Source organism: Pukyongiella litopenaei (assembly GCF_003008555.2).
Taxonomy (GTDB): Bacteria; Pseudomonadota; Alphaproteobacteria; order Rhodobacterales; family Rhodobacteraceae; genus Pukyongiella; species Pukyongiella litopenaei.
Map to the genome: position 1 here is coordinate 2,168,584 of NZ_CP027665.1, position 21,608 is coordinate 2,190,191.

The 21,608-nt window shown below is 69.0% G+C and carries 21 protein-coding genes; 7 read left to right on the forward strand and 14 right to left on the reverse strand.

Features of this window, described 5'->3' with window-relative positions; genetic code table 11:
- The first annotated feature begins 142 nt into the window (after positions 1-142).
- Genes C6Y53_RS10815 through C6Y53_RS10830 form a run of 4 tightly spaced genes read left to right on the forward strand, consistent with a single transcriptional unit; the run spans position 143 to position 3,867 of the window.
- Positions 143-628, forward strand: coding sequence for a class I SAM-dependent methyltransferase (locus C6Y53_RS10815; RefSeq protein WP_106472448.1), 486 nt, complete (start codon positions 143-145; stop codon positions 626-628).
- A gap of 17 nt (positions 629-645) precedes the next feature.
- Positions 646-2,043: a bifunctional enoyl-CoA hydratase/phosphate acetyltransferase gene (locus C6Y53_RS10820; RefSeq protein WP_106472449.1), complete on the forward strand. Its 1,398-nt coding sequence runs from the start codon at positions 646-648 to the stop codon at positions 2,041-2,043.
- Complete coding sequence (locus tag C6Y53_RS10825) at positions 2,040-3,182, forward strand: acetate/propionate family kinase (protein WP_106472450.1); 1,143 nt, start codon at positions 2,040-2,042, stop codon at positions 3,180-3,182. The genes C6Y53_RS10820 and C6Y53_RS10825 overlap by 4 nt, the downstream gene beginning before the upstream one ends.
- 55 nt (positions 3,183-3,237) lie before the next feature.
- Positions 3,238-3,867, forward strand: a complete 630-nt coding sequence (locus tag C6Y53_RS10830) for a glutathione S-transferase family protein (protein ID WP_106474050.1) — start codon at positions 3,238-3,240, stop codon at positions 3,865-3,867.
- Positions 3,868-3,928: 61 nt separating this feature from the next.
- Here the strand turns inward: C6Y53_RS10830 and C6Y53_RS10835 are convergent, their stop codons facing one another.
- Entirely contained in the window at positions 3,929-4,318 is a 390-nt protein-coding gene (locus tag C6Y53_RS10835) for a DUF3307 domain-containing protein (RefSeq protein ID WP_106472451.1), read from the reverse strand.
- A 168-nt stretch (positions 4,319-4,486) separates the two neighbouring features.
- On the opposite strand from C6Y53_RS10835, the gene C6Y53_RS10840 reads away from it, so the two are divergent.
- Positions 4,487-7,501 (forward strand): cyclic nucleotide-binding domain-containing protein, encoded by a 3,015-nt coding sequence (locus C6Y53_RS10840; protein ID WP_211299354.1) that lies wholly within the window; start codon positions 4,487-4,489, stop codon positions 7,499-7,501.
- Here the strand turns inward: C6Y53_RS10840 and C6Y53_RS10845 are convergent.
- From C6Y53_RS10845 to fabA, 11 genes are all read right to left on the reverse strand, one after another.
- Positions 7,486-7,839, reverse strand: a complete 354-nt coding sequence (locus C6Y53_RS10845) for an ArsR/SmtB family transcription factor (RefSeq protein ID WP_106472452.1) — start codon at positions 7,837-7,839, stop codon at positions 7,486-7,488. The two genes, C6Y53_RS10840 and C6Y53_RS10845, sit on opposite strands and share 16 nt — an antisense overlap.
- A gap of 105 nt (positions 7,840-7,944) precedes the next feature.
- The gene (locus C6Y53_RS10850; RefSeq protein ID WP_106472453.1) at positions 7,945-9,171 is read right to left on the reverse strand and encodes a mandelate racemase/muconate lactonizing enzyme family protein; all 1,227 of its coding nucleotides are present in this window, start codon (positions 9,169-9,171) and stop codon (positions 7,945-7,947) included.
- A 97-nt stretch (positions 9,172-9,268) separates the two neighbouring features.
- Positions 9,269-10,357 carry an alcohol dehydrogenase catalytic domain-containing protein gene (locus C6Y53_RS10855; protein WP_106472454.1) on the reverse strand — a complete coding sequence of 363 codons (1,089 nt, stop codon included), beginning with the start codon at positions 10,355-10,357 and terminating at the stop codon, positions 9,269-9,271.
- 66 nt (positions 10,358-10,423) lie between these two features.
- The gene (locus C6Y53_RS10860; protein WP_106472455.1) at positions 10,424-11,623 is read right to left on the reverse strand and encodes a TCR/Tet family MFS transporter; all 1,200 of its coding nucleotides are present in this window, start codon (positions 11,621-11,623) and stop codon (positions 10,424-10,426) included.
- A gap of 46 nt (positions 11,624-11,669) precedes the next feature.
- Complete coding sequence (locus C6Y53_RS10865; protein WP_106472456.1) at positions 11,670-13,010, reverse strand: class-II fumarase/aspartase family protein; 1,341 nt, start codon at positions 13,008-13,010, stop codon at positions 11,670-11,672.
- Positions 13,011-13,013: 3 nt separating this feature from the next.
- Entirely contained in the window at positions 13,014-13,802 is a 789-nt protein-coding gene (pcaD, locus tag C6Y53_RS10870; protein WP_106472457.1) for a 3-oxoadipate enol-lactonase, read from the reverse strand.
- A gap of 39 nt (positions 13,803-13,841) precedes the next feature.
- Entirely contained in the window at positions 13,842-14,813 is a 972-nt protein-coding gene (locus tag C6Y53_RS10875; RefSeq protein ID WP_106472458.1) for a threonine ammonia-lyase, read from the reverse strand.
- On the reverse strand, positions 14,810-15,502 hold the full coding sequence (locus C6Y53_RS10880; RefSeq protein WP_106472459.1) for a haloacid dehalogenase type II: 693 nt from the start codon (positions 15,500-15,502) through the stop codon (positions 14,810-14,812). The genes C6Y53_RS10875 and C6Y53_RS10880 overlap by 4 nt, the downstream gene beginning before the upstream one ends.
- A 106-nt stretch (positions 15,503-15,608) precedes the next feature.
- Complete coding sequence (locus C6Y53_RS10885; protein ID WP_106474052.1) at positions 15,609-16,400, reverse strand: enoyl-ACP reductase FabI; 792 nt, start codon at positions 16,398-16,400, stop codon at positions 15,609-15,611.
- A gap of 5 nt (positions 16,401-16,405) precedes the next feature.
- The gene (gene fabB, locus C6Y53_RS10890; RefSeq protein ID WP_106472460.1) at positions 16,406-17,635 is read right to left on the reverse strand and encodes a beta-ketoacyl-ACP synthase I; all 1,230 of its coding nucleotides are present in this window, start codon (positions 17,633-17,635) and stop codon (positions 16,406-16,408) included.
- 25 nt (positions 17,636-17,660) lie between these two features.
- A complete protein-coding gene (gene fabA, locus C6Y53_RS10895; protein ID WP_106474053.1) occupies positions 17,661-18,176 on the reverse strand; it encodes a bifunctional 3-hydroxydecanoyl-ACP dehydratase/trans-2-decenoyl-ACP isomerase in 516 nt (171 codons plus the stop codon).
- Between the two features lie 194 nt (positions 18,177-18,370).
- On the opposite strand from fabA, the gene irrA reads away from it, so the two are divergent.
- Positions 18,371-18,790, forward strand: a complete 420-nt coding sequence (gene irrA, locus C6Y53_RS10900; RefSeq protein ID WP_106472461.1) for an iron response transcriptional regulator IrrA — start codon at positions 18,371-18,373, stop codon at positions 18,788-18,790.
- Here irrA and C6Y53_RS10905 read toward each other — a convergent pair whose 3' ends face one another.
- Positions 18,791-19,687, reverse strand: a complete 897-nt coding sequence (locus C6Y53_RS10905) for a LysR family transcriptional regulator (protein ID WP_106472462.1) — start codon at positions 19,685-19,687, stop codon at positions 18,791-18,793.
- A gap of 102 nt (positions 19,688-19,789) precedes the next feature.
- Here C6Y53_RS10905 and C6Y53_RS10910 point away from each other — a divergent pair, with 102 nt between their 5' ends.
- Positions 19,790-20,584: a phytanoyl-CoA dioxygenase family protein gene (locus C6Y53_RS10910; protein ID WP_106472463.1), complete on the forward strand. Its 795-nt coding sequence runs from the start codon at positions 19,790-19,792 to the stop codon at positions 20,582-20,584.
- Positions 20,585-20,652: 68 nt separating this feature from the next.
- On the opposite strand, the gene C6Y53_RS10915 is transcribed toward C6Y53_RS10910, so the two are convergent.
- On the reverse strand, positions 20,653-21,522 hold the full coding sequence (locus C6Y53_RS10915; protein ID WP_106472464.1) for a hypothetical protein: 870 nt from the start codon (positions 21,520-21,522) through the stop codon (positions 20,653-20,655).
- Positions 21,523-21,608 lie beyond the last annotated feature (86 nt).

Consider the following 21,608-nt stretch of genomic DNA (forward strand, 5'->3'; position numbering starts at 1 on the left):
TGGCGCAACTTTCGCTTGGCCGTGCGGGGTTCGTCAAACCGAAACTCCGGTTGTGAAACCGTTACGGTTCACGGGCCTATACTTGCCCCGGCTTTCTTGGCATGACGGGATGCACGCAGGCCGCAGGGAAAGGATGCCGCGCATGAGCCGACTGGATGTCTTCATCGACCGGATGGTGTCGCAGCGCGCCTGCCTCGATTACGCCATTGCGCAGACCGCGGCGCTGCCGGGGCCGGTCTATGAACTGGGCCTGGGCAACGGGCGCACCTATCATCACATGCGCGAAAAGATCGCCGGCCGCCCGATCTATGTGTTCGAACGCGCGGTTGCGTCGCATCCCGATTCGACGCCCGGCGACGATTTCACGATCCTCGGCGACGTGACCGAAACGCTGCCTGCCGCGCTGGGTCGGTTCGGCGCGACGGCGAGCCTGATCCACGCCGATCTGGGCGGGCACAACCTGGCCAAGAACGATGCCTTCGCGCGGCAGATCTCGCCGCTGGTCGAGCCGCTGCTGGCCGTGGGCGGGCTGATGGTGTCGTCGGACCGGATGTATTTCACGGGCCTGGCCGAACAGGAACTGCCCGCCGGGGCGGTGCCGGGGCGGTGTTTCATCTATCGCCGCTGAACCAGGGGGGACGGCCCATGAACGATCTGTTGCAAAACGTCCCGCTGGACCGGCTCGAGGTCGCGATGACCGCCAGCCAGAGCCGGACCTGCGCCGCATCCGATTTCTACGTCTTTGCCAACGCTTCGGGCAATTTCAACCCGATGCACCTGCCGAAGGAGGATGGCGATGGCGACGGCACGCCCGAGGCGGTCGCCCCCGGCATGTGGGTCGCCTCGCTGATCTCGGCGGTGCTGGGCTGTGACCTGCCCGGCCCCGGCACGCTCTACCGGTCGCAGACGCTGCGCTTCGTCGGTCGTGCCCATCCCGGCGACGTGCTGACCGCGACGGTGCGGATCGCGGCGATCGGCGAGGACGGGCTGGTGCGGTTCGACACCTGGGTCGAAAACGCCGATGGCACGCGCGTGGTCGAGGGCGAGGCCGAGGTCATCGCGCCGCGGGTTCCGGTGGCCGTCCGCGCCGGCGAGGTGCCGGGCCTGACCCTGCGCAGCCACGAGCATTTCGACCGGCTGCTGGATGCCGCCGAACCGCTGCCGGCGCTCCCCACCGCCGTGGTGGCGCCGGAATCGCCCGACGCGCTGGCCGGCGCGGTGCTGGCGGCGCGGCGCACGCTGATCGACCCGGTGCTGATCGGTCATGCCGACCGCATCGCCGAGGCCGCACAGGCCGAAGGGCTGGATATCTCGCCCTATCGGCTGCTCGATATCCGTGATCACCGGCTGGCCGCGCAGGAGGCGGTGAAGATGGTGCTCGCGGGGCAGGCGGCGGCGGTGATGAAGGGGCATCTGCACACCGATATCCTGCTGGGCGAGGTGGTCAGGCGCGACGGCGGCCTGCGCCGCGGCGGTCGCCGGCTGAGTCATGTCTTCGTGATGGATGTGCCGGGGCTGGATCACCTGCTGATGGTCACCGACGCCGCGATCAACATCTCGCCCGACCTGCAGACCAAGGCCGACATCATCCGCAACGCGATCGAACTGGCGCATTCGCTGGGGCTGGCCGAACCCAAGGTCGGCGTGCTTTCGGCGATCGAGACGGTGAACCCCGCGATCCCCTCGACGCTGGACGCGGCGGTGCTGTCGAAGATGGCCGAGCGCGGCCAGATCACCGGCGGGCTGGTGGACGGGCCGCTGGCGATGGACAACGCCGTGGACCTGGGCGCCGCGGCGACCAAGGGCATCCGGTCGCTGGTGGCGGGCCGCGCCGAGATCCTCGTGGCGCCCAACATGGAGGCGGGCAACATGCTGGCCAAGGAACTGACCTTCCTCGCCCATGCCCAGAGCAGCGGCGTAGTGATGGGGGCGAAATGCCCGATCATCCTGACCAGCCGCGCCGATGACGAAAAATCCCGGCTGGTCTCCTGCGCGGTGGCGGCGCTGCACGCGGCGCGGGTGGCCGGGACGCGCCCGGCATGACCGCGATCCTGACCCTGAACGCGGGCAGTTCGTCGATCAAGTTCGGGATCTACGACACCGCGCCCGAGCCCGACCTGCTGATGTCGGGGCAGGTGGAAAATCTCGGCCCGCTGGCACGTCTCGAACTGGCCGGGCAGTCGCCGGCAGAGATCGGGCCGGCGGATCATGAAACCGCGATGGCGGTGATCCTGGAGGCGGCCGGGCCGGTGCTGGCCGGGCGCCGCGTCGCCGGTGTCGGGCATCGCATCGTGCATGGCGGCAAGAGCTTCGGCGCGCCGATGCTGCTTACGCCCGAGACGCTGGCGCAGCTTCGGACGCTGGTGCCGCTGGCGCCGCTGCACCAGCCGCAGAACCTCGCCGCCGTCGCCGCGTCGCAGGCCGCCTTTCCCGACGCGGTGCAGGTCGGCTGTTTCGACACCGGGTTCCACAAGGGCCACCCGTTCGTCAACGACGCCTTTGCCCTGCCGCGCAAATTCTATGACGAAGGCGTGCGCCGCTACGGGTTTCACGGGCTGAGCTACGACTATATCACCGGCGTGTTGCGGCGCGACTGGCCCGCATTGGCGGCCGGGCGGGTGGTGATCGCGCATCTGGGCAACGGGGCGTCCATGTGTGCGGTGCAAGGCGGGCATTCGGTCGGCTCGAGCATGGGATTTTCCGCGCTCGACGGCCTGCCGATGGGAACCCGCTGCGGGCAGCTCGATCCCGGCGTCCTGCTCTACCTGATGGATCAGGGGCTGGGCCGGGACGAAATCGCCCGGATGCTCTATCACGACAGCGGGTTGAAGGGGCTGTCAGGGATCAGCCACGACATGCGCACCCTGCTGCGCAGCGACGACCCGCGCGCGGGCGAAGCGATCGATTACTATGTGTTCCGTATCCGCCGCGAACTGGGCGCGATGGCGGCGGTGCTGGGCGGGCTGGACGGCGTGGTGTTTACCGGCGGTATCGGCGAGAATGCCGCCCCGGTCCGCGCCCGCGTGATCGAGGGGATGGGGTTTCTCGGGCTGGATCTGGACCCGGCCGCCAACGACGCCAGCGCAACCCGCATCGGCACCGGCGCCACCGAGATCCTGGTGATCCCGACCGACGAGGAACGGGTGATCGCGCGCGCGGTTGCGGCCGAGCTTGCCGGGTGACCGGGATCGGCGGGCGACAGGCGCCGCCGGGGGCGACAATAACGGAGAGACCGACATGCTGTTTTACGACTGTTCCACCGCGCCGAATCCGCGCCGCGCGCGCATGTTCATCGCCGAAAAGGGGGTGCAGATCGAAACCCGCGACATCTCGATCGCCAAGGGCGAGCAGCTGACGCCCGAGTTTCGCGCGGTGAACCCGCGCGCCACGCTCCCGGTGCTGGTGACCGGGGCGGGCAACGTGCTGACGGAAAACGTGGCCATCGCGCTTTATCTCGAAGAGATGTTCCCCGACCCGCCGCTGATGGGCGAGGGGCCGGAAGAACGGGCACAGGTGCTGAACTGGAACGCGATTGCCGAACAGCAGGGCGCGATGCCGGTGGCCGAGGCGTTTCGCAACTCCAACCGCCACATGAAGGGCCGCGCCTTGCCCGGCCCGGCGGATTTCGACCAGATCCCTGAACTGGCGGAACGCGGGATGGCGCGGATCGGGCTGTTCCTCGACATGCTGGAGCAGCGGTTGCAGGACAGCCCCTACCTGGCGCTGGACCGGTTTTCGCTGGCCGATATCTCGGCCTTCGTGTTCATCGAGTTCGCCCGCGTGGTCCGCGTGTCGATCCCCGCCGAGCACGGCGCCACGCTGGATTGGTATGGGCGGGTCAGGGCGCGTCCGAGCGCCGCGGTCTGAGGCCGGAGTATCGCCCGGCGGGCCGGCAGTTTGAACGGCCCGGATGCGACCGGGTCGACCCTCAGAGACAGCAGGCCGCCCAGACCGCCGCGATGGCCAGGTAGGTCAGCTGGTGCAGGGCCTGATCGGTGCCGGTGGCATACCAGTAAAGCGCCGAGGCCGGCGTCAGCTTGCGGGTTTCGACAAAGCGGCCCTTGGCCCAGTCCACATGGTAATGCACCACCCATTCCGCCAGGACGATGCCCAGTATCAGCCCGACCGGCGTTCCGAACAGCGCCAGCACGATCGCGCTGCCGATCCCGTGCAGCCCGGCATGTTCGGCCCGGCCCGGATGCAGATAGATCGCGCGGCGGCACAACATGCGCGGCGTCTGCAGGAAAAAATCGGCGATCAGGTGTTTGACCTGAAACAGGCCGATCAGCAGCACGACAGCGAAAACGCCGGAACCCATCTGTGAAAACTCTCAATGCAAAGGTCTTGGGGAAAGTCTAGGGACAACCGCCGCGGCCTGCAAATGGAAAGGGTTTGCCGTGCGCGGTCCGGGGCTGCTAGGCTGTTTCTGCCGCGTTCCGGGGGATTTGGGGCGCGGGCAGGGCATTTTCGCTACCGGATTTGAACAATGGACTCAACGCTGTTCGGTTTCATCTGGAAGCATTCGAAACGCGATCAGATTGCATTGCTGGTTCTGACCGCGACCCTGTTCCCTTTGCTCTACCTGACGCTGGAACTGCCCAAGCGGATCATCAACGATGCCATCGGCGCGCCCGACGCGACGGTCGCGGTGCTGGGCCACGACCTGTCGCGGGAACATTTCCTGTGGCTGCTCTGCGGGCTGTTCCTGTTGGCGGTGCTCGTGCACGGGCTGCTCAAGATGCGCATCAACACCCGCAAGGGGGTTTTGGCCGAACGCCTGCTGCGGCGGTTCCGCTACCTGCTGATCATGCGCATCCTGCGCTTTCCGGCGCCCTACCTGGAGCGCGTCAGCGAAGGCGAACTGGTGTCGATGATCACCGCCGAATCCGAACCGATGGGCGGGCTGATGGGCGATGCGGTCAGCCAGCCGGTGCTGCAGGCGGGGCAGATGCTGACCATCCTGGGGTTCCTGTTCGTCCAGAGCGTCTGGTTCGGCCTGGCCGCCTGTGCGCTGATCCCGTTGCAGGCCTGGCTGATCCCGCGCCTGCAACGGCGGATCAACCGGCTGAACAAGCAGCGCATCGGGCAGGTGCGCCAACTGGCCGGCGAGATCGGCGAAACCGCCGCCGGTGCGGCGGCGCTGCGGGTGCATGGCGGCTGGCGGCACCGCCTGGCGCAGATATCGGACCGGCTGGGGCATCTCTACGAGATCCGGTTCGATATCTACCGCAAGAAATTCTTCATGAAGTTCCTCAACAATTTCATCACCCAGCTGACACCGTTCTTCTTTTTCTCGGTGGGCGGCTATCTCGTGCTGAGGGGGGCGGTGTCGCTGGGCGCGCTGGTCGCGGCGCTGGCCGCCTACAAGGACCTGTCCAGCCCGTGGAAGGAACTGCTGGCCTGGTACAACCAGACCCAGGAAATGCGGATGCGCTGGCAGGTGATCACCGACCGGTTCGCGCCGCCGGGGCTGGCCGGGGCCGACCGGTTCGCGGAAACCGGCGGCCCGCCGCAGCGGCTGGACGGCGACATCGAACTGCGCGGCGTGACCGTGCGCGATCTCGACGGCAATACCGTGCTCGACGGGCTCGACGTGGCGGTGACGGCGGGAACGACGGTCGCCGTGGCCTCGGCCGACGAGGAAGACCGCCTGGCGCTGGCCGCGCTGCTGACCCGCGAGGTGCCGCCGGCGGCGGGGCAGTTGCTGATCGGCGGGCAGGATCTGGCGGAGGTGCCGCAGGCGGTGATCGCGGCGCGCATCGGCTATGCCGGGCCACGGCCGCTGTTGTTCGGCGGCAGTTTCCGCGACAACCTGCTGATGCCGCTGCGCAGGTATCCGGCCGATGCAACACCCGGCGATCCGGCCCGCGCCGCCGAGGCGCGCCGCGCCGGCAACAGTGCCGACGATACCGCCGCTGACTGGACCGACCCGACGCTGGCCGGGTTCGACACCATGGCCGAACTGGATGGCTGGGCGCTGCGGCTGATCGACGGCATCGGCGCTGGCGGCGCCCTGTTCGATCGCGGGCTGTCCATGCGCCCGGAGGCCGCCGCGCATCCCGATCTTGTCGCGCGGCTGGTGGGCCTGCGCGGCGAGATGCAGCAGGCGGTGGCCGACGCGAAACTGGACCGGCAGGTGCTGTTCTTCCGCGACGACCGCTACAACCTCGCCCTGCCGGTGTCGGAAAACCTGCTGTTCGCGGTGCCCCGCCACCGGCTGTCACCCGCGATGCTGGCGGGGCAGACCGGTTTTCTCGCCCGGCTGCGCGAAACCGGGCTCGACCGCGACCTGATCGCGCTGGCCTGCGACCTGATCGACGTTCTGCACCAGACCTTTGGTCGCGACGGCACCGACCATCTGCTGTTCCGCCGGCTCGGGCTCGACCCGGAAACCTACCGGGCCGCACTGGCGCTGGTGGCGCGGGTGCGCGCGGGGGACGACAAGAAACTGACGCCCGATGACATCGCGGTCCTGCTGTTCCTGCCCTTCCGATACTCGGCGCAGCAGATCGGCCCCGCCTTTCCCGAAGAGATCATGGCGCGGGTTCTGGAGATCCGCAAAAGCCACGCGGGCGTCATGCAGCGTGAATTGTCGGCGCTGTTCGACCCGCTGGATTTCGGGACCTACGCGCCGGGGCTGACGGTGATGGAAAACCTGCTGTTCGGGCGGGTGCGCGATGTCGCGACCGGCAGTGCCGACGCGGTGCGCGCGCTGGTGGGGCGGGTGCTGGGGGAACACGGTCTGCGCAACGCGGTGGGCGGGCTGGCGCTGGACATGGACCTGCACCGTGGCGGTGCCGGGCTGCCGGTGGCGCTGGCCGAGCCGCTGGCCCTGGCCCGCGCCGCGATCCGGCGCCCCGACATCCTGGTGCTGAACCGGGTTCTGGCCGGGCGCGAGAGCGCCGACCGCGATGCCGCGCTGAAACGGCTGCGGGCGCTGTTGCCGGACACGACCTTTATCCGCCTCGACGAAACCATCGCCTGCCCCGAGGATTACGACGCCTTTTTCGAGCTGCGCCGCGGTCGCCTGCAGGGCGGGGCTGCGGCCGCGGATACCCCGCCGGACAGCGCGGCGGGGGCCGACCTGGCGCAAAAGCTGAGGGCGCTGGAACGGTGCGAGCTGTTCGCGACGCTGGGCCGGCGGCAATTGCGCCTGCTGGCCTTTGGCGCCCGCTGGTTCGATGCCCCGGCGGGCGAGGTCATATTCCGCAAGGGCGACGCGCCGCGCGATGGCGCCTACCTGCTGATCGAGGGCGAGGCGGGGATCTATCGCCCCGCCGCGGACGGGGCGCGGGGCGAGCGGATCTCGACGGTCGGTCCCGGGGCGCTGGTGGGTGAGCTGAGCCTGATCCGGGGCGAGAAACGGGCGCTGAGCCTGATCGCCGAAACCGACCTGCGGTGCCTGCGGCTGGGGGCCGACGAATTCCTGGCCGTGGCGGGCAGCGATGCCGGCACCGCGTTCCGGCTGTTGCAGGTCGTGGCGGGTTACCTGTCGGACTGATCCCGCAGCGATCTGGAGCCGTAGAGCGCATGGAGCAGGTCGATGACCTGTGCCACGGCCGGATCGGCGAGCGAATAGAATATCGTCTTGCCCTCGCGGCGCGTCCGCACCAGATCCGCGTCGCGCAGCCGGGCCAGCAGCTGGCTTACGGCCGCCTGCCGCAATCCCAGCAGGGCTTCGAGTTCGCCGACCGATCTTTCGCCGTCATACAGGTAACACAGGATCATCAGCCGCCCTTCATGGGCGAGCGTTTTCAGAAACGCGGCGGCGTCCCTGGCGCAGGCCCTCATTTCGGACGGTGTGCCCACGGCGCACTGGAAAGACGGTGAATCGTTCATATGCCTACCAGACCATCGAATTTGGTACACTATTTAGCACCGTCCCGAAAACGCCGACCAGTACGGATTTCCGGACTGGCGGATTTCCCCGCAATTCCCGAAGGTTCACCGCGCGGGGGCGCCGCCCTGGAACGCATTTCCGGTTTCGTAGTCGCAGGGTGCCTCCTGCATTTCCAGATGCAGCCCCGTGCCGCCGAACGGATGGGCGCGGGCCAGGGTCTCGTCCAGTTCGATGCCCAGGCCGGGCGCCGTCGGTGCCGCGACGAACCCGTTCTCGACGCGGATGGCGCCGCCGATCAGCGCATCGTGGAACGGGGTCTCGATGGTTTCGGCCATCAGGATGTTCGGGATGGCGATGCCGAGATGGATGTTCGCGGCCCATTCGACCGGCCCCGCGTAGAGATGCGGCGCCAGCTGCGCCCCCGCCGCCTCGGCCAGGGCGGCGATCTTTCGGGCCTGCCACAGCCCGCCGGCGCGCCCCAGGGCCGGTTGCAGGATCTCGGCGGCGCCCGCCCGCAGGATGGCGGCGAATTCGGCCAGCGTGGTCAGCCGTTCGCCGGTGGCAACCGGGATCGAGGTGGCGCGGGCCACCCGCGCCATGCCCGCGATATCGTCGGGGGGGACGGGCTCCTCGAACCACAGCGGGTCATGGGGCGCCAGTGCTTTGGCCAGCCGGATCGCGCCCGCCGGGGTGAACTGGCCATGGGTGCCGAACAGCAGGTCGGCCCGGTCGCCCACCGCATCGCGGATGGTGCGGCAGAAATCGGCGGAAAGCGCGATGTCGCGCCGCCCCGGCATATGGCCGCCCCGGATCGTGTAGGGGCCCGCCGGGTCGAACTTCACCGCCGTATAGCCGTCGGCCACGCGCGCGGTGGCGGCCTCGGCGGCCATCGCGGGCGAGGTCCAGAAGGCGGCGCTGTCGTGATGGGGCAGGGGGTAGAGATAGGTATAGGCGCGGATGCGGTCATTCATCCGCCCGCCGAGCAGCGCCCAGACCGGACGGTCCCGGGCCTTGCCGAGGATGTCCCAGCAGGCGATTTCAAGCCCCGAGAAGGCGCCCATCACCGTGAGGTCGGGGCGCTGGGTGAAGCCGCTGGAATAGGCCCGGCGGAACATCAGCTCGACGTTTTCGGGGTTTTCGCCCTGCATGTGGCGGGCGAACACGTCCGCGATCACCGCCCGCATCGCGTCCGGGCCGACCGTGCTGGCATAACATTCGCCCCAGCCGGTGATGCCGCAGGCGGTGGTCAGCCTGACGAAGATCCAGTAGCGCCCGCCCCAGCCCGGCGCGGGTGGCGCGGTCACGATGATGTCGAGATCGGAGAGTTTCATGCGCCGCGCCCCTGTCCGAGCCGCCGCGCCGGGGGGCGGCCGCGGGAGCCTCCGGCGGGGATATTTCTGGCAAGAGGAAGGGGCGGGCGGGCCGTCATCAGGTCAGCAGGATCACGTTGCGCCGCGCGCCGCCTGACCTGGTGTCGGCGATGGCTTCGTTGATCTGGTCGAGGCGCCAGCGGCCCGAGATCAGTTCGTCGAGCTTCAGCCGGCCCTGCTGGTAGAGATCCACCAGCCACGGAATGTCGCGGCGGAGCACCACGTCGCCCATTTTCGAGCCGATCATCCCCTGGCCCTGGAAGGACATGGCCATCGGTTCATAGGCGGCCTTGCCGCCCGCGTGGGGCATGCCGATCATCACTGCGCGGCCGCCCCAGCCGAGATAGGCGGGCGCCTGGTCATAGGCGGGCAGCGCGCCCACGGTGACGAGGACCGCGTCGGCGCCGCGCCCGCCCAGGGCGGCGCGGGCGGCTTTCCACGGTTTCGGCTGGGTGGCCAGAACGCCGTCGGTGGCGCCGAATTCGCGGGCGGTTTCGAGTTTTTCCTCGGTCATGTCGACGGCGACGATGCGGCGTGCGCCGGCGATCCGCGCGCCCTGGATGGCGTTGAGCCCGACGCCGCCGGCGCCGATCACCACCACGTCCTCGCCCGCGCGCAGCCTGGCCGCGTTCACCGCCCCGCCGACGCCGGTGATCACGCCGCAGGACAGCAGGCAGGCGGTGGCGCGGTCCATGTCGGCGGGGATGGCGACGACCTGGCTGTGATCGACGACGACCTTTTCGGCGAAGGCGCCGGTGTTCATCGCCTGCATCAGCGGTTCGCCGGCCGCATCGCGCAGCGGGTGCGCAATGTTGTCATGCGGCGTGTCGCAGATGGTCGGGCGACCGCCGGCGCAGTTCGGGCAGGTGCCGCAGGCGCGGATCAGCGTGACCAGCACCGTGTCGCCGATCGCGAAATCGGTGACCCCGCCGCCGATCGCGGTGACCTGTCCCGCCGCTTCGTGGCCGTAGACGGCGGGGATGTGCCCGCCCCACGCGCCCTCGGCATAGGATATGTCGGAATGGCAGATCGCCACCGCGTCGAGGGTGACCTCGACCTCGCCCAGCCCGGGTGGCGCGATGGTGATGTCCTCGATGGTCAGAGCGGCACCGAATTCACGGCACACGGCGGCCTTGATGGTCTGCATGTGAACCTCCCTCGTTTCGCATTCAGCGTGGACCGGGGCGTTGCGGGGCGCAAGCGCCAATGCGGCCTAGGGCGCGTCCGCTTCGCTGCGCAGGAAGATCACGAGGCCGAGCACCAGCAGCACCAGCGCCACCAGGAAGGGTGCGCCCGGCAGGTAGACCGGCGCCCCGTTGCCGGTGAAGGCGGCAAAGACCCAGGCCATCAGCAGCGGCGAGACGATCATCGACAGCGCATGCACGCTGTTGAGCACGCCCTGAAGCTCGCCCTGCGCGTCGTCGCTGACCCGGCGGGCCATGATCCCCTGCAGCGCCGGGGCGGCCACCGCGCCGAGCGCCGAGAGCGGTGTCAGGATCAGCGCCAGCGTGCCCGAGGTGATCACCGTCAGCCCGGCCATGGCGACGCCGTCGATCACCTGGCCCCAGATCACCGCGAACCGTTCGCCGAAATGTCTCAGCACCACCCGGATCAGCCCGCCCTGCACCAGCGCCATCGCGATGCCGAACAGGCCCAGCGACAGGCCGATCATCTGCGCGCCCCAGCCGAACCGTTCCTGGGTGAAATAGGCCCAGATCGCCGGATAGACATAGAGCGCCACCGAGTAGATGAAATAGACCGCCAGCAGCGGCTTCAGCCCGGGCAGGCGGGCCACGGCGCGAAACGACCCGGACGGGTTGGCGCGCGCCCAGGTAAAGGCGCGGCGGGTGCGGTCGGTCACGGTTTCGCCCATGACCAGAAGGCCAAAGACGAAATTCAGCGCCGACAGCGCGGCGGCGGCATGGAACGGCGCGCGGGTGCCCCATTCGCCCAGCAGCCCGCCGACCAGCGGGCCGAGCACGAAGCCGATCCCGAACCCGGCGCCGACCAGGCCGAAATTGGCGGCCTTCTCATGCGGTTCGGACAGGTCGGCCATATAGGCGTTGGCGGTGGCATGGGTGGCCGCGGTGACGCCGCCGACGATGCGCCCGGCCAGCAGCAGCCAGATCGACCCGGCCAGCGCCATCACAAGGTAATCGAGCGCCATCGCCGCCAGTGACACCAGCAGCACGGGGCGCCGCCCGAACCGGTCCGACAGGTTGCCGACGACCGGCGAGAACAGGAATTGCATCACCGCAAAGACGGTGGACAGCACGCCGCCCCAGATTGCCGCATTGGCCAGGTCGCCGCCATGCACCTCGCGGATCAGGTCGGGCATGATCGGCATGATCAGCCCGATGCCCATCGCGTCGAGCATCACCGTGACGAGGATGAAGAGAACGGGCAGGCGCACGGGGCAGGGTCCGGGTGATCGGGGTTGGTGCCGGTCCGGCGTTTGGTCATGTCCTGGGCGCGGGCAGGGCGGCCACGCCGGCGGCAAAGGCGCGGGCGTCGGCGGGGGCCTGCCCCATCTGCGCGGCGGGGTCGAAGATTGCGGTCAGGTCCAGGTCGGGCCAGTCGCGGGCGGCCAGCCGGGCCAGCGGCGTGCCGCTGTCCTGCGCTTCACCGCAAAGCGCCTTGACCGCGGCCTGCGCCTGCGCGCGCGGCATCGTCGCGGCGAGGGCAAAGGACAGCGCCTCGGCATGGATCAGGCCGGTCCCGGCCTGCAGGGGGGCGGCCATCCGGGCGGGATCGGGCTGCAACCCGGAACAGAGCCGGGCGGCGATATCGAGCGCCGCCGCAGCCCCGAGCACGATCTGCGGCAGGCACATCCATTCGGTGAACCAGGCCGCGCCGTCGCGTTGCTGGCGCTGCATCGCCGCGCCCTGCAGCGTGGCCGACAGCCCGGCGCCGGTCCGGGCCAGCGCGACCAGCGCCGCCGCGTCGACCGGGTTCTGTTTCTGCGGCATGGTCGAGGACGCGCCGCCCGCGGGCGCGAGCTGGGCGATCCCGCTCTGGCGCAGGGCGGCAACGTCTTCGCCCAGCTTGCCCAGCGCGAGCGTGATCCGGCCCAGCCAGTCGGCAATGCGCAGCACCGGCGTGCGGTCGGTGTGCCAGCTGCGTCCGGGATCGCCCAGCCCCAGCCCTTCGGCCAGCGCGGCCCGGGTTTCGGCGGCTTTCGGTCCCAGCGCCGAGGCGGTGCCGGCCGCGCCCGACAGCGACACCAGCAGGCAGCTCTGCCGCAGCGCGGGCAATTCGTGCAGCAGCGCCAGCAGGGGCGCCCCCCATCCGGCGGCCACCGCGCCAAAGCTGGTCGGCGTCGCCTCCTGCCCCCAGGTGCGGGCGGCCATCGGGGTTTCGGCATGGGTTCGTGCCAGCGCCGCCAGCGGGGTCAGCACCGCGCGGGTCCCGGTTTCGGCCAGCGTCAGCGCCTGCCGCAGCCGCAGCATCAGCCCGGTGTCGATGATATCCTGCGAGGTGGCGCCCCAATGGATATACTGAGCGTGTTCCGGCGCCTGCATCGCCGCGCGGAAGGCCGCGACCAGCGCCGGGATGCAGACACCGTTGTCGCCGGTGGCGGGCGCCAGCTGGCCGGGGTCGATCTGCACCTCCATCGCCGCCCGCGCGATCGCCTGCGCACTGGTTTCCGGGATCACGCCCAGCCCGCCCTGGGCCTTGGCCAGCGCGCCTTCGACCAGCAGCATCGCGCGGATCTGGGCGCTGTCGCCGAACAGCCGTCCGGCATCGCCGGTGGGAAACAGCCGCGCCAGCAGGGCGCTGTCGAATACCGATCCGGCCATGGCTCAGAGATGTCCCGTGCCGGAGATGAACCGGTTCAGCGCCTCGGCATAGGCGGCGGGCTGTTCGACGCAGGGCAGGTGGCCGGCGCGGCGGATCAGTTCGAACCGCGACCCCGGCACCAGGTCGACGGTTTCGCGCACCAGGTCGGGCGGGGTCGATCCGTCCTCGTCCCCGGCAATGCCCAGCGTGGGCAGGCGCAACCCCGAAGTCGGCGTGTAGAAATCGGTGCCCGCGATGGCCGCCGAGCAGCCGGCATAGCCGTCGGCGGGCTGGCGGATCAGCATGTTGCGCCACAGGGCCATGTCGGGCCGGTCGCGAAAACCGCGGCTGAACCAGCGTTCCATGATCGCATCCGCCAGCGCCTCGATCCCGCCGCGGCGCACCGCGTCGATGCGATCCTGCCACATCTGCGGGGTGCCGATCTTGGCCGCCGTGTTCGACAGCACCATGGCGCGGATCTGGTCGGGGCGCTTGACCGCGAGCCCCTGCGCGATCATGCCGCCGATGGACAGGCCGACGAACAGACTGTCGCGCACCTCCAGCAGGTCCAGAAGCCGTTCCGCGTCGCGCACCAGCGCGCCCATCGAATAGGGCGCGTCGGGCAGCGACGACAGCCCGTGGCCGCGCTTGTCGTAGCGGATGATCCTCAACCCGGCGGGCAGCAGCGGCAGGACCGCGTCCCAGAGCCGCAGATCGGTGCCCAGCGAATTGGCGAACACCACCGGCGCGCCATCCGGGTCGCCATCGATCCGGTAATGCAACTGCACATCGTCGAACACGGCCATCTGCATCGCTGTCTCTCCCTGTTTCCCGCCAAGTGCCGGCGCGCGTCAGCCGAACCGTTCCAGCGCCATGCGGAACACCCCGGCATCCACATTGCCGCCGGAGGCCACGGCGATCACGGTGCCGCCCTCGACCTGCGAAGGGTGGAACAGCGCCGCCGCCAGCGCCACCGCCCCGCCCGGTTCGATCACGATCTTGAGCCGGGCAAAGGCCAGCGCCATGGCCCGCAGCGCCTCGTCCTCGGTAACCACGATCCCCGGCCCGCAGAGCCGCGCCATCACCGGGAAGGTCCGGGTGCCGGGCGATGGCGTAATGATCGCATCGCACAGCGACCCCGACAGCCGGTCATTGCGCTCGATCCGCCCCGAGGCCAGCGACCGGGTGACATCGTCGAAACCTTCGGGTTCGACCGGGCGGGCGCGCAGGCCCGGTCCGCGCCCCTCGAGCGCGAGCGCGATGCCCGAGGTCAGCCCGCCGCCGCCGCAGGGGATCAGCACATCGGCGGTTTCGATGCCCTCTTCGGCCGCCTGTTCGGCGATCTCCAGCCCCGCGGTGCCCTGCCCGTAGATCACCTGCGGCTCGTCGAAGGGCCGGATCAGGGTCAGCCCCCGCTCGGCGGCCAGCGTTTCGCCGATCTCGTCGCGATCCTCGGTGGCGCGGTCGTAGAGCACCACCTCGGCCCCGAGGGCGCGGGTATTGTCGATCTTCTGCGCGGGGGCGTCGGACGGCATCACGATGGTGGCGCCGATCCGGTGCAGCCGCGCCGCCAGCGCCACGCCCTGCGCGTGGTTGCCGCTGGAAAAGGCGATCACGCCGCGTTCGCGCTCGGCCGGGTCCAGCGCGGTGACCGCCGACATCGCGCCACGGAACTTGAAGCTGCCGGTATGTTGCAGGCATTCCGGCTTGATCATCACCCGGCGCCCGGCGATCTGGTCGAGAAAGGGCGAAAACAGCAGCGGTGTCCGCCGCACCGCGCCGCGCAGCCGTTTTTCCGCCGCTTCGATCAGACCAAGCATCATGAATTTGTCCTCGTCAGTTCCGGTATCGTGGTCAGGTCGGTCACAATATGCGCCGGGCGCCAGGGTAGCCGGTCCACCGGTTCGCCCGACCGGTTGACCCAGGCCGCGACAAAGCCGTAGCCGGCCGCCGCGGCGGCGTCCCAGCCGTTCGACGACACGAACAGCACCTCGTCGCGGGCGCAACCGAACCGCTGCCCGACGAGATCATAGACCCGGGCATCGGGTTTGAAGATGCCGACGCTTTCGACCGACAGCGTGTCGTCCAGATCCGCCGCGATCCCGGCGGACCGGACCGCGCCATCAAGCATGGCGGGCGAGCCGTTGGACAGGATCGCGGTCTGCATCCCGTCCCGTTTCAGGGTTGCCAGCATGTCCGGCACCTCGGAAAAGCACTTCAGTTCCCAGTAGAGATCCAGCAGCCGCCGCCGCAACGCCGGGTCGCCATCCAGCCCGGTCGCCTCGAGCGCCCAGTCGAGCCCGTCCTGCGTGACCTGCCAGAAATCCGCATGTGCCCCGGTGATCGCCCGCAGCCAGGAATACTGCAACTGCTTGTGCCGCCAGCGCTTCGCCAGTTCGGGCCAGCGATGGGCGAGGGCGGGAAACCCGGTTTCGCCGGCCGCCTGCCGCGCGGCGGCGGACACGTCGAACAGGGTGCCATAGGCATCGAAGACGCAGGTCGTGATCGGCATCGGCTGTGGCGTTCCCCGTCCGCGCGGCCCGGTTCGACCGCAGACTGGCCCGAGACTGGCACAGAGACGGGGACGGTGAAAGGGCGAAAGGCGGCGCCCGGCCGGGTTACATCGATTCCGGCTGCGGCATGCCCAGAACGTGATACCCGCCATCGACGCGGATGATTTCACCCGAGGTGCAGGCCCCGGCCTCGGAGGCCAGGTAGACGGCGGTGCCGCCCACGGCCTCGAGCGTCGCGTTGGCGCGCAGCGGCGTGTTCGCCTCGGAGTATTTGAACGTCTTGCGCGCGCCCCCGATCGCGGCGCCGGCCAGCGTCTTCATCGGCCCGGGCGAGATCGCGTTGACGCGAATACCGTCGGGGCCGAGATCGTTGGCCAGGTAGCGGGTGATCGATTCCAGCGCCGCCTTGGCCACGCCCATCACGTTGTAGTTCGGCACCACCCGGTTGCTGCCCTGGTAGGTCAGCGTCATCAGCGTGCCGCCGTTGTCGCGCATCAGCGGATGCGCGCGCCGCGCCACCTCGATGAAGGAATAGGCCGAGATATCGAGCGAGTTCTTGAAATTCGCGCGGGTGGTGTTGAGGAACCGGCCGGTCAGCTCGGATTTGTCCGAAAAGGCGATGGCATGAACGAGAAAGTCGATGGTCGGCCAGCGGGCGGCCAGCTGCGCAAACGCCGTATCGAGCGAGGCATCATCGGTCACGTCCACATCGACCATGAAATCCGAGCCGATGCTCTGGGCCAGCGGCTCCAGCCGCTTGCCAAAGGCTTCGCCCTGATAGGTAAAGGCCAGCTCGGCACCGGCCTCGTGCATCGCCCGGGCGATGCCCCAGGCGATGGACCGGTCATTGGCGACCCCCATGATCAGCCCGCGTTTGCCTTTCAGTGCGTCACCCATGATGCTCACCCGTGAACCTTCGACAGTATCATCGACCCGTTGGTGCCGCCAAAGCCGAAACTGTTGGTCATCACGCTGTCCAGGCCGGCATTCTCGACATAGTCGGTGGCAATCTCGCCGCTGCGGATGCCCGGATCGAGCCTGTCCACGTTGATCGACGGCGTGATGAAATCCCCGTCCAGCATCAGCAGGCAGAAGATCGCCTCGAGCGCGCCGGCGGCGCCCTGCGCGTGCCCGGTCATCGACTTGGTCGAGCTGATCGGGGGCGTGCTGCCTTCGCCGAATACACGGCGCACCGCCTCGACCTCGCCGACATCGCCGACCGGGGTCGAGGTGCCATGGGCGTTGATATAGCTGACCGCGCGGCCCTCGGGCAGCGTGGCGCGTGCCAGCCGCATCGCCCGTTCGCCGCCTTCGCCCGACGGAGCGACCATGTCATGCCCGTCCGAAGTGGCGGCATAGCCGGTCACCTCGGCATAGATCCTGGCGCCACGGGCGCGGGCATGTTCGAGTTCTTCCAGCACCACGATGCCGCCGCCGCCCGAAATCACGAACCCGTCGCGATCGGCGTCGAAGGCGCGGCTGGCGCGGTCCGGTGTGTCGTTGTATTTCGATGACATCGCGCCCATCGCGTCGAACAGGCAGGACAGGGTCCAGTCCAGTTCCTCGCCGCCGCCGGCGAACATCACGTCCTGCTTGCCCAGCATGATCTGTTCGGCGGCGTTGCCGATACAGTGCAGCGAGGTCGAACAGGCCGAGGTGATGGAATAGTTGATGCCCTTGATCCGGTAGGCGGTGGCCAGGTTGGCCGAGATCGTCGAGGACATGCATTTCGGCACCGCGAAGGGGCCGATCCGCTTGGTCGCGCCGGTTTTCAGCACCACCTGGTGGGCGGCCAGCATCGAACTGGTCGACGGCCCGCCCGAACCGGCCACCAGACCGGTGCGCGGGTTGACCACGTCACCCTCGTCCAGCCCGGCATCGGCGATGGCCTGGCCCATCGCGATATGCGCATAGGCCGCGCCCGGCCCCATGAAGCGCAGCGCGCGCTTGTCCACATGCTCTTTCACGTCCAGCTTCAGCGTCCCCGCGACGCGGCTGCGGAACCCGTGTTCGGCCATCTCGGGCGAGGCCTCGATGCCGGATCTGCCCGCGCGCAGCGCGGCCTCGACCTCGGCGGCGTTGTTTCCTATGGACGAAACGATGCCCAGACCGGTGACGACGACACGGCGCATGTGCGGCTTCCTTCCCAGACTTGGTTCAGGCGCCGGCCGCGGCGGCCAGCCCCACTTTCATGTCCTTGACTTCGCAGACGGTCTCACCATCGGCTTCCACGCGACCGTTGGCAACGCCCATTTTCAGGCGGCGGTCGATCACGCGGGTGAAATTCACATGGTATGTGACCAGTTTGCGGTCTCCGCGGACCATGCCGGACAGCTTGACCTCGCCCGCGCCCAGCGCGAACCCCTGGCCCTGCCAGCCGCGCCAGCCCAGGTTGAACCCGGTGAGCTGCCACAGCCCGTCCAGCATCAGGCAGCCGGGCATCACCTCGTTGCCGGGGAAATGGCAGGGAAAGAACCAGAGGTCGGGTTTGATGTCGAGTTCGGCCACGATATGGCCCTTGCCGTGGTCGCCGCCATCGGCGCTGACATCGGTGATCCGGTCCATCATCAGCATCGGCGGTTCGGGCAGCTGCGCGTTGCCGGGGCCGAACAGTTCGCCGCGGGCACATTTCAACAGGTCGTCCTTGTCGAAACGGGTCGGGTACTGGGGCATGCGGCGGCTCTCCTTGCGGCGCGGGTTCGCCGACCCCTCTATCACCGGCCCCGTCGGTCCCGCAAGGGCGGGAACGGCAACGGCGCATTGGTCGCGGCGTCACTGCCGCGATCGCGGCTGCAAGTGATTTTCATTTGAACTCGGGCCACCCGCGGCCTTATATATCGGACGCAAGCAAGCGACGGACAGCATCGATGACGAGTGAATCGACCCGGATCGCCAGCGAATGGCTCATCGGCGCAGGATTGCGCCCCACCCGGCAGCGCGTCACGCTGGCCGAGTTGCTGGTGGGCGACGGCCAGCACCGGCATGTCACCGCAGAAAGCCTGTTCGAGGCCGCGAGCGCCGGCAGCGCGCCGGTGTCGCTGGCCACGGTCTACAACACCTTGCGGGCCTTCTGCGATGCGAGGCTGCTGCAGGAGGTGACGGTGGACGGCCAGCGCAGCTATTTCGATACCAACACCAGCGATCACCCGCATTTCTACTGGGAAGACGAAGGCCGCCTGACCGATGCGCCCGCCGACCAGATCAGGATCGCCCGGCTGCCCGATGCGCCCGAAGGGGCCGAGATCGCCTCGGTCGACGTGGTGATCCGCCTGCGCCGCAAGCGCTGATCAGGCGCCGCGCAGCTCTGTTGTCAGAACGGATATGGCATCGGCGACCAGCGGGTCCGCCGGGCCGGTGCCGTGCCGGGCGAGGATCACCGGTTCTTCGGTCTCGGGGTCCTGCACCGGCAAGCTGACCAGCGGCATGCCGTCATAGCTGGTGCCGCCGCGCGGCGCGGCATAGCTGATGCCCGCGCCTTCGCCATGGGCGGCGAGGCTGCGCTGCAATTCCAGCGTGGCGGCGCGGTGCGCCACGACCGGAACCAGCCCCTGGCGCCGGAACAGGCCCAGCACATGCTGGGCCGACAGCCCTTCTTCGGACAGGATCAGCGGGTACCGGGCCAGTTCGGCCAGCGAGACCTGCGCGCGGGCGGCCAGCGGATGATCCGCCGCGACCAGCGCGCGGGGCCGCATCCGGAACAGCGGATAGCGGCCGAACCCGGCATCCAGCCCCAGGTCATAGGTCAGCGCAAGGTCGATCCGCCCCTTGTGCAGCCCCGCGATCAGGACCTCGAAACGGGGCGCCTGGAAGGTGACGGTGGTCTCGGGCAGGGCCGTGCGCAGCAGCGCCAGCGCCCGCGCCAGGACGAACGGGGCGAGATCGACGAAGCAGCCCAGGTGCAGCCGTGTCGCCGGCGGGCGCGGATGCGACGGGTTTTCGATCCGCGCGGCATGGGCCAGCAGCGCCTCGGCCTGTTCGGCAAACCGGCGGCCCTGCGGTGTCGGCTTCATCGCCGCGCCGCGCCGCCGGACGAACAGCGGATGGCCCAGATGCGCCTCGATCCGGGTCAGGGCAGCGGACATGGCCGGCTGCGACACGTTCACCTGCTCGGCTGCCGCCGACAGGCTGCCGAAGCGGTAGATGGCGGCGACATATTCGTAGTGGCGCAGGGTAAGGTATAACATAGGACTAAATATAACTTCCAAACATATGAATTGAAACCGTGCCCGCGCGGGGGCTATCCCGGTGCCAGAGATCCCGACCGACCCCTGAAACGGAGACCGACGATGACCCACCCGCTGCTGACCGACCAGGACATTGAGACCTATGACCGCGATGGCGTGGTCCTCGTGCGGGGGCTGTTCGCCGACCAGGTGGCCACCCTGCGCGACGGGATCGCCGCAAACATGGACGATCCGGGGCCCTACGCATCCGAGAACAAGCGCGCGGGCCAGAGCGGGCGGTTCTTCGACGATTACTGCAACTGGACCCGGATCCCGCAGTTCCGGGACGCGATCGAAACCTCGCCCGCCGCCGAGGTGGCCGCCGACCTGATGCAATCGCCCAGCGTGCAGATGTTCCACGACCATGTTCTGGTCAAGGAACCCGGCACGTCGATGGCGACGCCCTGGCACCAGGACAGCCCCTATTACTTTGTCGAGGGGATGCAGACGATCAGCTTCTGGTCGCCGCTCGATCCGGTGCGCGAGGCGACGCTGCGCTGCGTGGCCGGGTCGCATCGCTGGGAAAAGGACGTGCTGCCGACGCGCTGGGCGTCGGAGGTGGCGTTCTTTGACGGCGGCGACTACATGCCGGTCCCCGATCCCGAGGCCGAGGGGATGCGGATCGTCGAGTTCGAGATGGAGCCCGGCGACGCGGTGGCCTTCAATTTCCGCACCCTGCATGGCGCGCGCGGCAATGACAGTCCGACCCGGCGGCGGGCGTTTTCGCTGCGGCTGGTGGGGGAAGACGCGCGCTATGTCGAGCGACCGGGCCCGACCTCGCCGCCCTTTCCGGGCCATGACATGCAGCCGGGCCAGCGGTTGCGCGAGGACTGGTTCCCGACCCTGCTGCGGCGATAGGGGGCGTTGCCCCCTCGGCCTGCGGCCTCACCCCCAGGATATTTCTAGCAAGAGGAAGGCGGGGCGGTTCAGAACCACTGGCCCGGTTCCATCAGCCCGAGATCCAGCAATTGCCGCGACTGCCAGTCGAACGGCACCGAGCTGCGCCAGCGGAAGCTCTCGATGGTCTCGGACGAACGGGGGTTCCGCTTGAGCGCCTTGGCGGCGCGGAACGAACAGACCGCCGCGGTCAGGTTGTGGTGCCAGGGGCAGGCATAGGTGTTGTATTCCTGGTCGTTGAACCTGTGATCGGGGAGGAGTTCCAGGCCGGGCCTGGCGCGGAACAGCGACACCCGGTCGATGCGGCGGTGAAGCTCGGGGACGAAGTCTTCGTAGCGCCGCCGCAACCCGCCGAAGAAATCCAGCTGCCGTTCCCGGGGCCAGCCGGTTTCCGGGTCGGTTCGGGCCAGCGCGTAATAGCCGGTGCCGTCCAGCCAGGCATCCCGCGCCACGCCGGTCGGGTCGGCCGCGAGATCGGCGGCGTAGAGGTCGATCACGAAGGTGATCATGGCGTCGCGCCGTTCTTCGGCGTGGAAGCTCAGCATTTCCCGGACGCTGCGCGTTTCCGAGAACGGGTGAAACAGGTATTCGGCGTTGAAACAGTAGTGGAACCAGGTGCCCGGAGCCGCCGCGATCAGCCGGTTCACGGCCTCGGGCAGGGCGTCCGGGGCGCCGGTATCGCAGTCGATCCGGCAGACCCGGTCGTCGGGCCCGGGCGGGAGCTCGAGTTCCGGCGGCGCCAGCGCCAGCACCGGGTCGAAGCCGCGCGCGAGCAGGTGGCGCAGCGTGGAGCCGATCTCGACCTCGTCCTCGACGAAGAGGATGGCGACCGGGCCGGGCGCAAGCCGCTGCCGTTCCCGTTGCAGAAAGTCGTTCAGCGACGTGTATGGCCTGCCCATCTGTGCCCCTGCTCTGGTCCTGTCGCAAGAATTCGGCTAATTGGGCCGTCATTGCAAGCCGCCCCCGTCCGGTTTAGGGGGGCCGT